We start from the raw sequence: 17198 nt of genomic DNA on the forward strand, positions 1-17198 counted from the left end.
TCACCGGCACTGAACAGCACCGTCACTTCCCTGCGACCTGATCCAAACGACAGGCCCTAGGGGCTGTCGTCGGGGCCGCGCCGCAGACGTGGACGGCCCGCGGTGTACGGCGGCACATGCCGCGCGGAGTTGCGGCGGGGCCGGGGCACGGATGCACGGCGGATCGGCCGGTTTCGTCATGGCATGCGGCGATGCGCCGGGATGTGCTTCCGTGCGCGCCTGCGATAAATGCCGTATAAGCGACAAATCCCCGAACGGGCGTTGACGCGTCGTGACCGGTTGCTCACGCTTGAGGGCAGCGATTCGCCGTGAGGGGACGGCGAGGGCCTCGACGACGGTGGCCCTCGGCGAGTGTGAGTCGTGATTCGGCGTCGGCTCCTTTCAGGGCCATGGGAGCCGGGGCGGGAGCGCCGGAGTCGGGTGGCGGCGCGCGCTGCCGTGCTCGGGGCGAGCAGCGCGGCGCCGCCATCCAGCTTCAGGGGGATGGCCTACAGGACGGCGACCGGGGCCACGGGAGCCCCGGTCGCCCCTGTGAACGGCTCGGGCGTGGCCGCCAGCAGAAACGTGGAGCGGCCCGTTTCTCCACAGGCTGTGGACAACTCTTCGAGATTCCAGTTCTGGCCCTGCGGCATCCCCATCTCCACGAGATGGAGGGCGTGCACCGGCAGCCACAGGTCCTCCACCTCGGGCGGGAACACCTCGAAGGTGAGGGTGTCGTTGGCGACGGCCGCGACATCGCGCGCGTGGAACCACTCCGGCGTCCGGAGCGACAGCCCCGGCGACGGATACGCGTACGCGTGCCGGTCCCCGGCCAGGCAGACCTGGACCTGCCCCGTCCGCACGAGCACGATGTCACCGGCCCGCACCCGCGTACCGGCCAGCTCCTCGGCGGCGTCCAGGTCCTCGGGCGTGACGGCGTACCCGCCGTCCAGGCGGTCCGTGCCCCGGGCCCGGGCCACGTCGAGCAGCACCCCGCGCGAGACGACGTGCCGGACCTTGTCCATGCCGCCGAACCCGGCGCCGCCGTGTGCGGTGATGCTGCTCGCCGGACGGCCGTTGTAGAGCCGGCCCGAGTGCGAGACGTGGGGCAGCGCGTCCCAGTGGGTGGCCGCCTGGAGCCCCATGGTCACGGCGTCGTCGCTGCACGCGACCGTGCCCGGGCCGAAGAGCTCCTGGTTGATCTGCACCATGACGTGCAGCGGGTTGACGCGGCCCGGGATCATCCCGGTCTGCACGCCGTCCTGCCGGAGGGGCAGCGCGAGCGGGATCCGGCGCCCGGTGCGGACACCGGTGGCGGCGTCCCGGACCACCTCGTCGGTGATCAGGTTCAGTGTGCCGAGTTCGTCGTCGGCTCCCCAACGGCCCCAGTTGTTCACGCGCTTGGCGATGTCGTGGAACGCGTCCGGCAGTGACATGAGTCCTCCCCAGGGGCTTGTCTTCCCGTATCTGACGGGTCGTAGAATTCGGGAACCGAGAAATCTAACAGTCCGTCAGAAACCGTGGCGCGGGAAGGGGCCGGGCGTGGGGAACTTCTTGGCAGGCAAGGTCGTCGCCGTCACCGGCGCGGGGCGGGGCATCGGCCGGGCGGTCGCGCGCGCGGCGGCGGCCGAGGGCGCGCGGGTCGTGGTCAACGACTACGGCGTCGCGGTCGACGGCGCCTCACCGACCAGCGAGGTCGCCGAGGCCGTGGTCAAGGAGATCACGGCGGCGGGCGGGGACGCGGTGGCCGTCGCCGACGACATCTCCACGATGGCGGGCGGGCAGCGGGTGGTCGACGTGGCGCTGTCCTCGTACGGGCGGCTGGACGGTGTGGTCTGCGTGGCCGGGATCCTGCGCGAGCGGATGCTGTTCAACATGACCGAGGAGGAGTGGGACCCGGTCGTCGCGACCCACCTGAAGGGGACGTTCACGGTGTTCCGGGCGGCCTCGGCGGTGCTGCGGAAACAGCGTGCGGGGACGCTGATCGGGTTCACCAGCGGCAACCATCAGGGGTCGGTGTCGCAGGCGAACTACAGCGCGGCCAAGGGCGGGGTCATCTCGCTGGTGCGGAGCGCCGCGCTGGGGCTGCACAAGTACGGGGTGACCGCGAACGCGGTGGCGCCGGTCGCCCGGACCCGGATGTCGGCGGGGGTGCCGATGGAGCTGGCGGAGATCGGGGAGCCGGAGGATGTCGCCGCGCTGGTGGTGTATCTGCTGTCCGACCAGGCCTCTCGGCAGGGGATAACCGGTCAGGTGTACACGGTCGCCGGGCCGAAGATCGCGGTGTGGGCGCAGCCGAGGGAGTTGCGGGCCGCGTATGCCGCCGGCGGTTGGACCGTGGAGAGGATCGCGGAGTTCCTGCCCGGGTCGGTGGGGGTGGATCCGATGCCGATGTTGGAGCGGGTGGAGGCGATGGAGAGGGCTGCGCGGGGAGGGGAGCGGCCGAACGCCCACTAGCTCGGGGGCGGGTGTGGTGTGGCGGGTGCGGGTTCGTTGCGGCTTGTCGCGCAGTTCCCCGCGCCCCTGAGGGCTCGCACCCCTGCCGTGTCGAGAGGAGGACTCCGATGGACTTCGGCTTCGGTCCGGAGGACGAGACGTTCCGCAGGGAAGCCCGGGACTGGCTCGTCTCGCACGCCAAACCCGGTGACGATCGCCGTACTTGGGAACGCACCCTCGGCTCGGCCGGCTGGATCGGGCTCGGGTGGGGCGCGTCCGGGTACGGGAACCGCACCGCCACCCTCACCCAGCAGGTCGTCTGGGCGGAGGAGTACGCCCGGTCGGCCGCGCCCCCGCGCTCGGGGCACATCGGGGAGAACCTGCTCGCGCCCACGCTCATCGCCCACGGCACCGAGGAGCAGAAGTCCCGCTTCCTGCCCCCGATCGCCGCCGGTGCGGAGCTGTGGTGCCAGGGGTACAGCGAACCCGGTGCCGGGTCGGACCTGGCCGGGGTCCGGACGGCGGCGGTGCGTGCGGGCCGGGCGTATCGCGTCACCGGGCAGAAGATCTGGACCTCGCTCGCGCACGAGGCGGACTGGTGCTTCGTGCTGGCCAGGACGGAACCCGGCTCGGTACGCCACCACGGGCTGACCTTCCTGCTCGTCCCCATGGACCAGCCGGGGCGGATCGAGGTCCGTCCCATCCGGCAGCTGACCGGCACCAGCGACTTCAACGAGGTCTTCTTCGACGGCGCGCACGCCGAGCACGTCGTCGGCGGGGAGGGCAACGGCTGGCGCGTGGCCATGAGCCTGCTCGGGTTCGAGCGGGGCGTGTCCACACTGGCCCAGCAGATCGGGTTCGCCGAGGAACTGGGCGAAGTGGTGCGGGCGGCCGTGGAGTCGGGCGCGGCCCGCGATCCCGTCGTACGGGAACGGCTCGTACGGCAGTGGGCCGAGCTGCGCACGATGCGCTGGAATGCCCTGCGCACCCTGGGGGGTTCGGCCGATCCGGGCGCGCCGAGCGTGGCCAAGCTGCTGTGGGCCGGCTGGCATCAGCGGCTCGGGGAGCTGGCGGTGCTGGTCCGGGGCGCGGCGGCGGGGGTGGGGCCCGTCGCCTGGTCGGCCTCGGCGCCGTACGAACTGGACGCGGCGCAGCACCTGTTCCTGTTCTCCCGGGCCGACACCCTCTACGGCGGCTCGGACCAGATCCAGCGCACGATCATCGCCGAGCGCGTGCTCGGTCTGCCCAGGGAGCCCAAGGGGGCCGTGTGATGCGAGGCGTGATCTTCGACGGGAAGCAGGTCCGGGTCGTGACGGACCTGGAGGTGCGGGAGCCGGGGCCGGGCGAGGTGCGGGTCGCGGTCGCGGCGGCCGGGCTCTGTCACAGCGATCTGTCGGTGGTGGACGGGACCATACCTTTCCCGGTTCCTGTGGTGCTGGGCCATGAGGGTGCCGGGATCGTGGAGGCGGTGGGTGGGGGCGTCACCCATGTAGTGCCCGGTGACCATGTGGCGCTGTCCACGCTCGCCAACTGCGGCACGTGTCCGGAGTGCGACCGGGGACGGCCGACCATGTGCCGGCACGCCATCGGCCGCCCGGGCCGGCCGTTCCGCCACGGCGGCCTGCCGGTCCACCAGTTCGCGTCCAACTCGGCCTTCGCGGAGCACACGGTCGTGAAGGCCGTACAGGCGGTCCGCATCCCCGAGGACATCCCGCTGACGTCGGCCGCGCTCATCGGGTGCGGGGTGCTGACCGGTGTGGGCGCCGTACTGAACCGGGCGCGGGTGGACCGGGGCGACAGCGTCCTGGTGATCGGGACGGGCGGGATCGGTCTGAACGTGCTCCAGGGGGCGCGGCTCGCGGGCGCGTCGCGGATCGTGGCCGTGGACGCCAACCCGGCGAAGGAGGAGGCGGCGCGCCGGTTCGGCGCGACGGACTTCCTGACGTCGGCGGAGGGGCTGCGCGACCTCCTGCCCCTGGGGGTGGACCACGCCTTCGAGTGCGTCGGCCGGGTGGAGCTGATCCGCCAGGCGATCGACGCGCTGGACCGGCACGGCCAGGCGATCCTGCTCGGGGTGCCCCCGGCCACGGCCGAGGCGTCCTTCCGCGTCTCCTCCCTGTACCTGGACAAGTCCGTCCTGGGCTGCCGCTACGGCTCCTCCCGCCCGCAGCGGGACATCGCGCTGTACGCCGACCTGTACCGCGAGGGCCGCCTGCTGCTCGACGAACTCGTCACCAGGACCTGCCCGGTCGAGGAGTTCGAGAAGGCGGCGGCGGACGCGGAGGCGGGGCGGGTGGCCCGGGCCGTGCTCACGTTCTGAGGGCAGGGGGCCGTTGCTCAGGATCCGAGGGCAGGGGGCCGTTGCTCACCTTCCGAGGGCAGGGGCCTTGCCGTTCTCCGCCCGGAACGTGCGCCGGTAGGCGGTGGGGGTGACGCCGAGGGCCGCCTGGAGGTGCTGGCGCATCGACTGGGCCGTGCCGAAGCCGGCGTCCTGGGCCACCTGGTCGACGGAGCGGTCGGTGGACTCCAGCAGGTGCCGGGCCCGCTCCACGCGCTGCTGGGTGAGCCACTGGCCGGGGCTGACGCCGGTCTCCTCGCGGAAGCGGCGCGTGAAGGTGCGGACCGACATGGACTCCTGGGCGGCCATGTCGCGCAGCTGGATCGGCTCGTGGAGGCGGCCCAGGGCCCAGGCGCGGGCGGTGGTGGTGGACGCCTGCTGCGGGTCGGGCACCGGCCGGGCGATGTACTGCGCCTGCCCGCCCTCGCGGTGGGGCGGTACGACCGTACGGCGGGCCACGTCGTTGGCGACGGCGGCGCCGTGGTCGCGGCGCACCATGTGCAGGCACAGGTCGATGCCGGCGGCGACGCCGGCCGAGGTGAGGATGTCGCCGTCGTCGATGAACAGCACGTCCGGGTCGACCTCGACCTTGGGGAAGAGCCGCTGGAGGCGCTCGGCCTCGGCCCAGTGGGTGGTCGCCGGGCGGCCGTCGAGGAGGCCGGCGGCGGCGAGGACGTAGACGCCGGTGCAGATGGAGGCCAGCCGGGTGCCGGGGCGCAGGTGGGTGAGCGCCGCGGCCAGTTCGTCGGTCAGCACGCCCTCGTCGTAGACCGGGCCCAGCTCGTACGACGACGGGACGATCACCGTGTCGGCGGTGGCCAGGGCCTCGGGGCCGTGGGTCACGTGGATGGCGAAGTCGGCGTCCGTGCCGACCGGGCCCGGCTGCCGGACCGAGCAGGTCACGACCTCGTACAGGGGCCGTCCGTGAGCGTCCTTGGGGCGGCCGAAGATGCGGTGCGGGATGCCCAGTTCGAAGGGGAGCAGGCCGTCGAGGGCGAGGACGACGACGCGGTGCGGGCGGGCGCCGGGAGCCGTGTCCGGAGCGGAGTGGGTGGCCGAGGTCATGGCCCGATCCTAGCGAACGCTGTCCTCCGGGCCACTCGCTGCGATGACGCGCAGACCGGAAGCTCTATGTCGTGACCCAGACAACCGAAGCAGCGGCCGTCGAGCAGCCGCCGAAGTCCAGCCGCCGTCGTCGTGTGCACCGCGCCTGGTTCGTCGTCGCCGTCACCTTCGTGACGATCATCGGCGCCGCCGCCTTCCGTTCCGTGCCGGGTCTGCTCATCGACCCGCTGCACGACGAGTTCGACTGGTCGCGCGGCACGATCGGCGCCGCGGTCTCCGTCAACCTCGCGCTGTACGGTCTGACGGCCCCGTTCGCGGCGGCCCTGATGGACCGCTTCGGCATCCGCCGGGTCGTAGCGGTCGCCCTGACCGTGATCGCGCTCGGCTCCGGGCTCACCGTGTGGATGACGGCGGCCTGGCAGCTGATGCTGTGCTGGGGGCTGCTGGTCGGCCTCGGCTCGGGCTCGATGGCGCTGGCGTTCGCGGCGACCGTCACCAACCGCTGGTTCACCGAGCGGCGCGGCCTGGTCAGCGGCATCCTCACCGCCGCCTCCGCCTCCGGCCAGCTGATCTTCCTGCCGCTGCTGTCCTGGATCATCGAGCGGCACGACTGGCGCCCGGCGGCCGTGACGGTCGCGCTCGCCGCGCTCGCGGTCGTGCCGTTCGTGTGGCTCCTGCTGCACGACCACCCGGCCGACGTGGGCCAGAAGCCGTACGGGGCGGTGGAGTTCGTACCGAAGCCGGCACCGGTTCCCGGCGCCGCGCGGCGCGCGCTCACGGTGCTGTTCTCGGCCGCGCGCACCGGCCCGTTCTGGCTGCTCGCGGGCACCTTCGCGATCTGCGGTGCCTCCACCAACGGCCTGATCCAGACCCACTTCATCCCCGCGGCCCACGACCACCACATGCCGGTCACGGCCGCGGCCTCGCTGCTCGCCGTCATCGGCGTCTTCGACGTCGTCGGCACGATCGCCTCCGGCTGGTTCACGGACCGCTTCGAGCCGCGCCGCCTGCTGGCCGTCTACTACGCGCTGCGAGGCGTGTCCCTGATGTTCCTGCCGATCCTGCTGGCGCCCAGCGTCCACCCGCCGATGATCTTCTTCATCGTCTTCTACGGCCTCGACTGGGTCGCCACCGTCCCGCCCACCCTCGCCCTGTGCCGCGAGCAGTACGGCGAGGACAGCGCGATCGTCTTCGGCTGGGTCCTCGCCTCCCACCAGATCGGCGCGGCCCTCGTCGCCTTCCTGGGCGGCGTCGCGCGGGACACGTTCGGGTCGTACGACGTGGTGTGGTACGCGTCCGGGGGGTTGTGTGCGGCGGCGGCGTTGATGGCGTTGGTGATTCGGCGGCGGGCCGGGAGTGTGGCGGCCGCGGCCTGATCCGGGCTCAGTGCCTGCTGTGTCTGCTCTGCTGCCGCTTTTCGCCCTGAGCCCCGATCGCCCCTGAGCGGTCCCCGACCCGACCCCGAAAAGCCCCTGACGAGGGCACCACATGGGCGGCAGCGCGCCTAACGTGACGACGGTGCCCCGGCCGGGTCTGCACGCCTGACACAACCGCTCTCTTCACGAGGAGGATCCATGCCGTTAAGGGGCAGATCCGCAGTGCGGGGCATCGCGGCACGGGGCACGGCCATGACTGTGGGAACCGCCATGGCCGTGGGAGCCGCCATGGCCGTCATCACCGGTCTCGCCGCTCCCGCGGTCCATGCGTCGCCGTCTGCCAGCGGGGCCCTGCGGTGGGCACCGTGTGCCGGCCCGGCAGAGCCGGGAGCCGAGTGCGCCACTCTTTCGGTTCCGGTCGACTGGGCCCGCCCGGCCGGGCCGAGACTCGACCTGGCCGTGGCCCGCCGCAAGGCCACCGACCCCGGCGCACGCGTCGGCTCGATGGTGTTCGGCCCCGGCGGGCCGGGCGACTCGGGTGTGGAGACGGTGGTGCGCCGTATCAGCCGCTTCAGCCCCGAGGTCCGCCGCAGATTCGACATCGTCAGCTTCGACCCGCGCGGCGTGGGCCGCAGCAACCCGGTGACCTGCTCCGGCGACCTGCTTGCCGAGCGGCCGTCACCGGAGCTGAAGAGCCAGGCGGACTTCGACGCCACCGTGGCGTACAACAGGCGGCTCCGTGCGGACTGCCGGGCGCGTACCGGCCCGGTGTTCGACCACCTTGACACCGCCCAGACGGTCCGGGACCTGGACGCCCTGCGGGCCGCCCTGGGCGAGCGGAAACTGACCTTCCACGGCAGCTCGTACGGCACGCTGCTCGGCGCTCAGTACGCCGAGACCTACCCGCGCCGCGTGCGCGCGATGGTGCTGGAGAGCGTCATGGACCACAGCGTGCCGACCACCCGTGACTTCCTGCGGTCCGCGGCGGCCACGGCAGAGGATTCGTTCCAGGAGTTCGTGAGGTGGTGCGACGGTGCCGCGGACTGCGCGCTGCACGGCCGCGACGTCCGCACCGTCTGGCAGGGCCTGTTGGCCCGGGCCGGGCACGGCGAGTTGGAGGACCCGGCGAAGCCGGGCACCTCGCTGTCGTCTTCGGACCTGGTCAACAAGATCGCGTTCCGGAAGTTCTACGCGGCCGACTACGCGGGTCTGGCCACGGGGATCGCGGGGATGGACGCGAGCACGCCGCTGCCCGCGTCGCCCACCACGACAGCGCCGCTGCCTCCGGCCACCCCGGTCTTCTGCTCGGACTGGCACCTGCCGGTGCGCGACCACCAGGAGTACGCCTCACTCGTCGCCATGATGAACAGGACCGCGCCTGACCTGCCTTACCTGCTGCCGATCCACATGGTGGCGGCGTGTCTGGGCGCGCCGACCACCAACCCGCAGCACCGCCTGGACGCCCACGGCGCCCCGCCGATCCTGCTGTCCAACGCGCTGCACGACCCCGCCACCGGCTACCCGTGGGCGGTCTCGGTGGCCCGCCAGCTCGGCCGCAGCGGCGTGCTCCTCACCTACGAGGGCCACGGGCACGGCAGCGTCACCAGCGGCCCGTGCATGGAGAACGCCGTGGACAGCTACCTCATCGACCTGGCAGTACCACCGCGGGGGGCCACGTGCCCTGCGATGTCGTCCTGACCGAGCCGTTCCTGCCGATAGGCGAGTACGGTCCGTAACCCGTGCGGCTGCGGGATCCCCCAGGTACGGCGAAACGACCGCGATCCCAGCAGCCCTCGCCGCGGATCGGGCGCTCGTCGCCGCAGAGCGCTCCGGCGAGGGTGCGCAGCCCGCGGTGGCTCGTGCGATCGCCGTGCTGCGCGAGCAAGGTGTTCTGGTTCTCGATGGCCCGGACGGGTACGAGTCGCATCCTCCGAAGCGCGGGAATCCTGAGGCGTACCCCTTGGGGAAGGCAAGCACTCGCGGCTGTTCGGCGTCAGGGTGGCCTGATCGGTGCGTACGTCGGAAAGTAACTGTCGGGGCCGCCCGCTTCTTTGCCAGTGTCGTGCTTCCGCGGCCTGCCTCAAGGGCGCTGCGCGTCGCCTTCGGCGATGGCCCTGCGGGCCACCCTTGACCCAGGCCGCTCCAGCACGGGAGAGAAGCGAGCGAGCGGCCCGGAAAGGCGGGTGGCCAGGCCGGCGCTCCCTTCGGTCCGTTGCCCGGTTGCTCGGCGACAGGGTGGCGCGGGCGCGCCTCGCCTGCACACCGGGTGGAGTAAGCGGCGATCGGCGTGTGGGTGGTGGGGCGGCGGCTGTCCGCAGGTGGGGTGTCGGGGCGCGGGTTCGGCCTATTCTTGAAGCCAGGGGCTGGTTTCCCCCTGTGTTCAACTACTTCGCTGCCTCGAAAGGCCAGTTGATGACACTCGGCATGGTCCTCGGTGACGTGGTCGTCGTGACTTCGCGCGTTCGCTCACGTTCGGCCTTCCGAGGAGTTTGCCGTGTCCACGATCCACTGGATCGAGGCTCAACCCCGTTCCGCCCGCTTTCACTCTGAGTCGGGCCTGCCGCTGCCCCGCCGGGTCGTTGTCGCCGACGATCGGATGCGGGCCTCCGTCGCCTACCGCCTGGCCTGCGAGGGCACCGCGTTGCTGTGGCGCGGGGACTTCCACAACGCCCGGCAGTTGCTGCGGGCGATGGATCGCCGGGTCGGCCGTAGCGCGCCCGGTGCGGCGCCGGCGCCGGCCGAGACCTTCCGTCTGCAACGTCGGTTCCGTGCCCACCGCGCCCGTGTGCTCGGCAAGTTGCTGGTCGTGTTGGAGGATCACGCCTTGGCGCTGCGCCGGGCGCCTGATGTGCGCCGGGCGTGTGACGAGGCGTACGGGCCGGCTGACGGGCCTGTGGCCGTCGCGCTGACGGAGCTGCTGGGGGTGGTCAGTGCTCGGCAGTGGCGGGAGAGGGGGGTGCACGTCCCCGCGTTGGAGGCGCGGGTTCATCCGCATTACGGGGTGTTCGCGCCGACCAGGGGGGAGTACGTCGATCTCGTGGCGCGGGCGCCGTTGCCGTGTGGCGGGGGCGTGCGTACGGCGTTCGACCTGGGGACGGGCACCGGCGTGCTCGCCGCCGTGCTGGCCCGGCGGGGGGTCGGGCAGGTCGTGGCGACGGATGTGAGCGCGCGGGCGCGGGACTGTGCCCGGGACAACGTACGGCGGTTGGGGCTCGGCCGGACGGTCCGCGTCACCGGGCCCGGCCTGTACCCGGAAGGGCGCGCCCACCTCGTCGTCTGCAACCCGCCCTGGATCCCGGCCCGGCCCGCCTCCGACCTCGACCTCGGTGTCTACGACGCCGACGGCGGCATGCTCCACGGCTTCCTCGACGGGCTCGCCGGACGGCTGGAACCCGGCGGTGAGGGCTGGCTCGTCCTGTCCGACCTGGCCGAAGGCCTCGGGTTGCGCAGCCGGGAGGAGCTGCTGAGCGCCATTGAGGCGGCAGGGCTGCGCGTGGTCGACCGTCTGGATACGCGTCCGCGGCATCCGCGCGTGCGGGACACGGGTGATCCGCTGCATGCCGTGCGGGCCGCCGAGGTGACGTCCCTGTGGCGGCTGGCCCCGTCGGGTGACTGGGTGACCGGACCGGGTCAGTCCGTCAAGCCTGTGAAGCGTCCTCGGTGGAAGAGCAGCGGTCCCTGCGGGGCGTCGTCGCCCGTGCCGAGGGCGTTCACCCGGCCGACCACGATCAGGTGGTCGCCGCCGGTGTGGACGGCGTGGATCGCGCAGTCGATCCAGGCGACGGCACCCGACAGGCGCGGCGAGCCCGACACGGGCGCCGCGTCGTACGCCACGCCCGCGAACTTGTCCGCGCCGCTCACGGCGAAGGCACGGCACAGCTCGGCCTGGCCGGCGGACAGGACGTTCACGCAGAAGGCACCGGCCCGCGCGATCCGCGGCCAGGTCGTCGACGTACGGCCGACCATGAAGGCCACGAGGGGCGGGTCGAGGGAGAGGGAGGTGAAGGACTGGCAGGCGAAACCGGCAGGGGAGTCGCCGGTGGTGGCGGGTGGTGCCGTGACAACGGCCACGCCCGTCGCGAAGTTCCCGAGGACACGGCGGAATTCACGCGCGTCCAGAGGGGCGCGCTCGTCGTCGCCGACGCACCGCAACTCGGGGCGCGGCAGCGGCTCGACGGGCTCCGGCGCGGTGGCGCGGACCGACCTGAGGTAGCGGACGGCGGCTTCCGCCACCCCTGCTTGTCCCATCACATCCACCATTGAAGCTGACGGATCGTCAGATAGGAAGGTCAGCGGCCCCGGTACTCCGGGCTCCTGCGTTCCACGAAGCTCCGTACGCCCTCCTGCGCGTCCGCCGTCGTCATGTTGATCTCCTGCGCGGCGGCCTCCGCGGCGAAGGCGGTCGTACGGTCGGTGTCGAGGGAGGCGTTGACGAGCTGCTTGGTCAGGGCGAGGGCGCGGGTCGGGCCGGCGGCGAGGCGTTCGGCCCAGGCGCGGGCCGTCTTGTCCAGGTCGCCGTCCGGGACGGCCCGGTTCACCAACCCCATCCGCTCCGCGTCGGCCGCGGTGAGCGCGTCGCCGAAGAACATCAGCTCCTTGGCGCGCTGTGGGCCGACGAGGCGGGGGAGGAGGTAGGCGCCGCCGCCGTCGGGGACCAGTCCGCGCCGTACGAACACCTCGATGAACCGGGCCGATTCGGCCGCGAGGACGAGGTCGCAGGCGAACGCGAGATGCGCGCCGAGGCCGGCCGCCGTGCCGTTCACCGCCGCGATCACCGGCTTCTCGCAGTCGAGGACGGCGGCGATCAGGCGCTGGGCGCCGGTGCGCAGGGTGCGTGCGACGTCCCCGGCGATCCGCTCGCCCGTCACGGCGCCGGTGCCCCGCAGGTCCGCGCCCGCGCAGAAACCGCGGCCCGTGCCCGTGAGCACCACGGCTCGTACGGCGGGGTCGGCGGAGGCGCCGGACAGCAGGTGGATGACGCGTTCGCGTTGGTCGGGAGTGAGGGCGTTCAGTGCCTCGGGCCGGTTGAGGGTGAGGGAGAGGACGTGGCCGCCGGTGGTGTGCAGCACCTCGGGTCCCGTCATCGGCCGCACACCGCCAGCGCGTCCAGCGCCACGGCGCCCTGCCCCTGCGGCAGCACCATCAGCGGATTGATGTCCAGCTCCGCGAGCCGGTCCCCGAGTTCCAGTGCCATGCGCTGCACGCGCAGGACGACCTCGACGAGCGCGTCCAGATCCGCCGGTGGCCGCCCCCGGACCCCGTCGAGCAGGGCCCGCCCGCGCAGCCCCGCGAGCATGTCCCGCGCCCGCTCCTCCCCGAAGGGCGGCACCCCTACGGCCGTGTCGCGCAGCACCTCGACGAGGACACCGCCGAGCCCGACGGTCACGGTCGGGCCGAACAGGTCGTCGTGGGTGACGCCGACGACCGTCTCGACGCCCTGCTCGACCATCTGGCAGACCAGCACGCCGTCCAGGGAGACATCCTCGTAGCGGGCGATGTCGGTCAGCTCCCGGTAGGCGTCGCGGACCTGGCTGGCCGAGGTCAGGCCGATCTTCACCAGGCCCAGCTCGGTCTTGTGGGCGATCCGGGCGCCCGAGGCCTTCATGACGACCGGGTAGCCCACGAGCCCGGCCGCGCGGACGGCCGCCGCCGCGCTGGTCACCAGCTGCTCGCGCGGCACGCGGATGCCGTACGCCCGCAGCAACTGCTTCGCCGCGTGCTCGCTCAGCTGCTGTCCGGGCTGCATGAGCGCCTGCGCCTTGCGGTAGGACGGCGAGGGGGTGCGCGGGGCCTCGTCGAAGGGGGAGCGGTAGCCGGTCGTGAAGCGGTGGTGGGCCAGGTAGGCGCGGACGGCCGTGAGGCAGTTGCCGACCGTGCGGAAGGTGGCCACGCGCGAGGAGCCGAGCAGGACCTCGCGGTAGGCCGGCTCGGTGCCGACCGGCGACCCCCACACCACGCACACCAGCTTGTCCGTGTGCTCGGCCGCGTCCACCAGGTCCCGGACGAGCCGGTCGCTGAGCGGGGGGAACGGCCCGGTGATCGGGCAGACCAGCACGCCCACCTCCGGGTCGTCGAGAAGCGCGTCGATGATCTTCCGGCCGCGCCGGTCACCGACCGGATGGCCGCCGTTGTCGACGGGGTTGGCGACGCTGAGGTACTCCGGTATCCACTGGTGCAGCTCGGCCTGCTTCGCCTCGCACAGCACCGGCAGCCGCAGGCCCGCCTCGGTCGCCAGGTCGGCGACGTGCGCGCCCGTGCCGCCCGAGATCGAATAGACGACGACCCCGTCGGCGCGCGGCGGCCGGGCCCGGGCCAGCAGGGCGGCGGTGTCCTGGAGTTCGTCGAGCCCGTCGACCCGGATCACGCCGTACTGCAGTAGCGCCGCGTCCACCACCGCGTCCGCGCCGGTCAGCTTGCCGGTGTGGGAGGCGGCCGTGCGGGCGCCGGTCTCGGTGCGGCCGACCTTGACCGCGACGACCGGCACGCCGCGCCGGGCGGCCCGGTCGGCGGCGAGCAGGAAGGAGCGGCCGTCCTTCAGCCCTTCCAGGTAGCAGGCGATGGCGCCGACCTCGGGCTGCTCGGCGAAGTAGGAGAGGAAGTCGGCGGTCTCCAGGTCGGCCTCGTTGCCGGTGGGCGCCCAGTGGGAGAGGCGGATGCCGAGTTGCTGGAGGGCGAAGACGGGGCGGCCCTGGTGGCCGGACTGGGTGATCAGCGCGATCGCCGGCCCTTCCAGGTCGTCGCGGAACCGCTCGAAGGCGTTGAGGTTGGTGTTCGGCCCCAGTAGCCGCAGCCCGGACCGCTCGACGGCGGCGGCCAGTCGCCGCTGGGCGGCCTCGCCCTCCGGCCCGGTCTCGGCGAACCCGGAAGCGAAGACGACGGCGAACCGCGCCTTGGCCTCGGCCAGTTCCTCGATCACCGGCAGGGGATCACCGACGAGGACGACGGCCAGATCGACCTGCTCGGGCAGGTCCGCGACGGAAGGGGAGCAGGGAAGACCGAAGACGGACGGACGGCTGGGATGCACCGGATACAGCCGGGCCCCGACCCGCTCGGCCCAGTCGGCCAGTTGCCGGGTGATGCCGGTGTTGGGGCGCCCCTCGGCGTCCGAGGCGCCGATCACGGCGATCGAGCGGGGGCGGAAGAAGCGGTCCAGATCGGGGACGTCGGCGTGCAGCGGACGCCCGCTGACATCGAGGTCGCCCACCTGGGCCGGCCTGCCGTGCACGGCGGGTCCGGACCGCTCGCCACAGGCGATGGCCCGGGCCCGGCGGGAGTCGGTGGTGAGGGTGCCGTGGGTCGATCCAAGCATCGTTCCGCCCGCTCCTGTGAGACAGCCGCTAACTGACGCTCTGTCAGATTATCTGAACTGACATGACGTCAGGAATGGTCGGGAGCGGGCGAAGTTGCCGCTGGTCCGGCGAATCGTCCGAACCCGGTGCATGAGAAGGGGCGTTCGATGCCACGTTGAAGGGATGAGTGAGGTGGCCTCCGGTATGCGGTTGATGACCATGAATGTGCTGGCACCGCAGTACGCCGACGGCGCGAGTCGGCGGGCGGTGCTGGCGCAGGAAGTCCGGCGTCAGGGCCCGGATGTGCTCGCGTTTCAGGAAGTCACTCGTGAGGCCGTGGCAGCCCGCATACGGCGGGCTGGGACCACCCACCCTGCCCCGCTACCGCGAGGCCGCCAAGCCACTGACCGCGTTTGTCGACTCCGATACCCGCTTCGAGCCGGTCACCTGGCGACAGGGCAGCAAGGGCACGATGACCTCGCACTTCGCTGTGCTCGAAGTGCGGCCCTCGGGCAAGGAAGCCACCCGAACCGCTCAGGAAGCGGCTGGCGGACGCAGCCGCTGGAACGGTGTGCTGCCGCTGCGGACCCTGCTGGTCGAGCAGCAGCGGCTGAGCCGACCGGTTACTGGATGACCGACCTGCCGGCCACCACCCCGGTCGCCGACCTGGTGCGGTGGGCGAAGATGCGCTGGCGGATCGAGCACGACTACCGCGAGCTCAAGCACGGCCTGGGCCTGGACCACTTCGAAGGCCGCACCTGGCGCGGCTGGCACCATCACGTCACCCTCGTCACCGCCACCCAGACCTTCCTCACCCTTCGGCGGCTCGACCCAAAAGCACACGTCGGCCTGACCCTCTACCAGGTCCTGGACGCACTCCAGGACCTGCTGAGGTGCTGGACCGGTACCTGCGCCACCTGCGGCCGCCCCCTCACCACACGCAGAACCAAAGCCCAAACCCAACGAAGCACTACTAGAACGCGGGCGACGGCGCGGTGTGGTGGCTGAAGTCGGCGACCACATCGGGCGCGAAGTCCTTCGGCCCGTCGGCGCTGGGAGTGTCGACCTCGGGAGCACCGGGGTTCGGAACGGCACTGGGCGGCTGACGAAGGCTCCCTGCCCTTACCCCAGAAGTTCACCGAACTCCCGTACAACCCTCCTGCACCATCGCTGGTCTTCTAGTGGCAGATCTCTCACGTCCCACGTCACACGGCAGTTGGGCCGACGCCCAGGCGGCGGGACCCCGGCTCCTGGCTCCCTTCTGGAGTTCCCTTGCGCACTCGTCCGTTCCTCATGGCCGTCGGCCTGCTCACGAGCACGCTTGCGCTGACCGCGCCCACCGCCCACGCGGCTGGTCCGGCCGCCCCATACGACTTCAACGGCGACGGCTACCGCGACCTGGCGATCGGCGCCCCCGGCGCAACGGTCGGCGGCAAGACCAAGGCCGGCGCGGTGACGGTCGTCTACGGCGGCTCGACGGGCCCGAGCACGGCCAAGTACAAGCTCCTCACCCAGAACACGACCGGTGTGCCGGACAGCGCCGAGTCCGGCGACGGCTTCGGTACGGCGGTGGCCTCGGCCGACCTGAACAAGGACGGCTACGCGGACCTGGTCGTCGGCACACCGGGCGAGGAACGGAGCAGCGACACCGACGACGGCATGGTCCAGGTCGTCTGGGGCGGCACGTCGGGCCTGTCGGGTTCCCTCACCCTTGCCGGCGGCGATACCTACACCGACCGCCTCGGCCAGGCCCTCGCCATCGGCGACTTCGACGACAACGACAAGATCGACGTGGCGATGGGCGGCAGGGGCGCCGCCGACCTCGTCATCCTCCAGGGCCCGTACACCAGGGCGGGCGGCGCCGACGGAGGCCCGCGGGCCGCGTCGATGGCGAACGCGCCGAAGCCCTACGACCCGGCGTACGGCGTGGAGTACCTGTCGGCGGGCGACATCTACGGCCAGGGCTTCGACAGCCTCGTCGTCCACGGCCGCAAGAAGGGCACTGACGACGCGCTCACAGCGGTCGCCGACACCCGCGTCCTCGACTTCCTCGGCTGGATGGAGTACGTGCCGGGCGGCTATGTCTCCGCCGTCGGCGACGTCACCAAGGACGGCCGCGCCGACCTCCTGATCGGCAACCACCGCGAGCCCTCCGCCGACCCCTCCGGGGCGCTCGGCGGCAAGGCGACGCTCGTGCTGGGCGCCCCCGAGTCCCAGTGGGTCAACGCCCGCTCCACCGGGACGATCACCCAGGACGCCTCCGGTGTCCCCGGCACCGCGGAGCCCGGCGACGGCTTCGGCGGCGGCGTCGCCATCGGCGACTTCACCGGTGACGGCTACGGCGACCTGGCCGTCGGCGCGCCGTACGAGTCCTTCGGCGGCGCCGAGGACACCGGCACGGTGACCCTGCTCCGCGGCATGAGCGTCGGCTGGTCGCCGACCGGCGCGGTCACCCTCTCCCAGTCCACCTCCGGCGTCCCCGACACGGCCGAGTCGGGCGACCGCTTCGGCGCCCGCGTCGTCCTCTCCGACACGACGAAGGCGGCAAGGCCGACCTGACGGCGGCTGCCCCCGGCGAGAACTCCGGCGACGGCGCCCTCTGGTGGCTGAAGTCGGCGACCACGTCGACCGCAAGGACCTACGGCCCCGCGAAGTTCGGCATCTCCACCACCGGCACCCCGGCCTTCGGCGCGACCCTGCGCGGCTGACCCACCA

At 72.4% G+C, this 17198-nt stretch carries 11 protein-coding genes and 2 pseudogenes; 8 read left to right on the plus strand and 5 right to left on the minus strand.

Annotated elements, in window-relative coordinates:
- Nucleotides 1–488: 488 nt before the first annotated feature.
- A complete protein-coding gene (locus IE255_RS36185; RefSeq protein WP_190054666.1) occupies nucleotides 489–1415 on the minus strand; it encodes a cyclase family protein in 927 nt (308 codons plus the stop codon).
- Between the two features lie 106 nt (nucleotides 1416–1521).
- Between IE255_RS36185 and IE255_RS36190 the strand changes: the two genes are divergently transcribed.
- From IE255_RS36190 to IE255_RS36200, 3 genes are all read left to right on the plus strand, one after another.
- Complete coding sequence (locus IE255_RS36190) at nucleotides 1522–2436, plus strand: SDR family oxidoreductase (RefSeq protein ID WP_190054667.1); 915 nt, start codon at nucleotides 1522–1524, stop codon at nucleotides 2434–2436.
- Between the two features lie 107 nt (nucleotides 2437–2543).
- The gene (locus IE255_RS36195) at nucleotides 2544–3686 is read left to right on the plus strand and encodes an acyl-CoA dehydrogenase family protein (protein WP_190054668.1); all 1143 of its coding nucleotides are present in this window, start codon (nucleotides 2544–2546) and stop codon (nucleotides 3684–3686) included.
- The gene (locus tag IE255_RS36200) at nucleotides 3686–4735 is read left to right on the plus strand and encodes a Zn-dependent alcohol dehydrogenase (RefSeq protein ID WP_190054669.1); all 1050 of its coding nucleotides are present in this window, start codon (nucleotides 3686–3688) and stop codon (nucleotides 4733–4735) included. Before IE255_RS36195 ends, IE255_RS36200 begins: the two co-directional genes overlap by 1 nt.
- Before the next feature lie 45 nt (nucleotides 4736–4780).
- Here the strand turns inward: IE255_RS36200 and IE255_RS36205 are convergent, their stop codons facing one another.
- Entirely contained in the window at nucleotides 4781–5818 is a 1038-nt protein-coding gene (locus IE255_RS36205) for a GlxA family transcriptional regulator (protein WP_190054670.1), read from the minus strand.
- A 71-nt stretch (nucleotides 5819–5889) separates the two neighbouring features.
- Here IE255_RS36205 and IE255_RS36210 point away from each other — a divergent pair, with 71 nt between their 5' ends.
- The 3 genes and pseudogenes from IE255_RS36210 to IE255_RS36220 form a co-directional block, all read left to right on the plus strand.
- Nucleotides 5890–7194, plus strand: coding sequence for an MFS transporter (locus IE255_RS36210; RefSeq protein WP_190054671.1), 1305 nt, complete (start codon nucleotides 5890–5892; stop codon nucleotides 7192–7194).
- A gap of 198 nt (nucleotides 7195–7392) precedes the next feature.
- A complete protein-coding gene (locus IE255_RS36215) occupies nucleotides 7393–8892 on the plus strand; it encodes an alpha/beta hydrolase (protein WP_190054672.1) in 1500 nt (499 codons plus the stop codon).
- A 796-nt stretch (nucleotides 8893–9688) separates the two neighbouring features.
- Nucleotides 9689–10801: pseudogene (locus tag IE255_RS36220) on the plus strand (methyltransferase); the annotation flags it as partial.
- Nucleotides 10802–10824: 23 nt separating this feature from the next.
- Here IE255_RS36220 and IE255_RS36225 read toward each other — a convergent pair.
- The 3 genes from IE255_RS36225 to IE255_RS36235 are packed head-to-tail and all read right to left on the minus strand — an operon-like array spanning nucleotide 10825 to nucleotide 14503.
- Nucleotides 10825–11442: a flavin reductase family protein gene (locus IE255_RS36225; protein ID WP_190054765.1), complete on the minus strand. Its 618-nt coding sequence runs from the start codon at nucleotides 11440–11442 to the stop codon at nucleotides 10825–10827.
- Between the two features lie 41 nt (nucleotides 11443–11483).
- On the minus strand, nucleotides 11484–12278 hold the full coding sequence (locus IE255_RS36230; RefSeq protein ID WP_190054673.1) for an enoyl-CoA hydratase/isomerase family protein: 795 nt from the start codon (nucleotides 12276–12278) through the stop codon (nucleotides 11484–11486).
- Nucleotides 12275–14503, minus strand: coding sequence for an acetate--CoA ligase family protein (locus tag IE255_RS36235; RefSeq protein ID WP_190054674.1), 2229 nt, complete (start codon nucleotides 14501–14503; stop codon nucleotides 12275–12277). The genes IE255_RS36230 and IE255_RS36235 overlap by 4 nt, the downstream gene beginning before the upstream one ends.
- A 314-nt stretch (nucleotides 14504–14817) precedes the next feature.
- Here IE255_RS36235 and IE255_RS40635 point away from each other — a divergent pair.
- Both IE255_RS40635 and IE255_RS36245 read left to right on the plus strand, forming a co-directional pair.
- Nucleotides 14818–15375, plus strand: a pseudogene (locus IE255_RS40635) (transposase); the annotation flags it as partial.
- 380 nt (nucleotides 15376–15755) lie between these two features.
- Nucleotides 15756–17042 carry an FG-GAP-like repeat-containing protein gene (locus tag IE255_RS36245; protein ID WP_229906763.1) on the plus strand — a complete coding sequence of 429 codons (1287 nt, stop codon included), beginning with the start codon at nucleotides 15756–15758 and terminating at the stop codon, nucleotides 17040–17042.
- Nucleotides 17043–17198 lie beyond the last annotated feature (156 nt).

The sequence above is a fragment of the Streptomyces lomondensis genome (genome assembly GCF_014651035.1).
Lineage (GTDB): Bacteria > Actinomycetota > Actinomycetes > Streptomycetales > Streptomycetaceae > Streptomyces > Streptomyces lomondensis.

Bases quoted from the DNA above. Each gene is read 5' to 3' on its own strand.
- IE255_RS36185 (WP_190054666.1), bottom strand. From the start codon at position 1,415: ATGTCACTGCCGGACGCGTTCCACGACATCGCCAAGCGCGTGAACAAC.
- IE255_RS36195 (WP_190054668.1), top strand. From the start codon at position 2,544: ATGGACTTCGGCTTCGGTCCGGAGGACGAGACGTTCCGCAGGGAAGCC.
- IE255_RS36200 (WP_190054669.1), top strand. From the start codon at position 3,686: ATGCGAGGCGTGATCTTCGACGGGAAGCAGGTCCGGGTCGTGACGGAC.
- IE255_RS36205 (WP_190054670.1), bottom strand. From the start codon at position 5,818: ATGACCTCGGCCACCCACTCCGCTCCGGACACGGCTCCCGGCGCCCGC.
- IE255_RS36215 (WP_190054672.1), top strand. From the start codon at position 7,393: ATGCCGTTAAGGGGCAGATCCGCAGTGCGGGGCATCGCGGCACGGGGC.
- IE255_RS36225 (WP_190054765.1), bottom strand. From the start codon at position 11,442: ATGGGACAAGCAGGGGTGGCGGAAGCCGCCGTCCGCTACCTCAGGTCG.
- IE255_RS36230 (WP_190054673.1), bottom strand. From the start codon at position 12,278: ATGACGGGACCCGAGGTGCTGCACACCACCGGCGGCCACGTCCTCTCC.
- IE255_RS36235 (WP_190054674.1), bottom strand. From the start codon at position 14,503: ATGCTTGGATCGACCCACGGCACCCTCACCACCGACTCCCGCCGGGCC.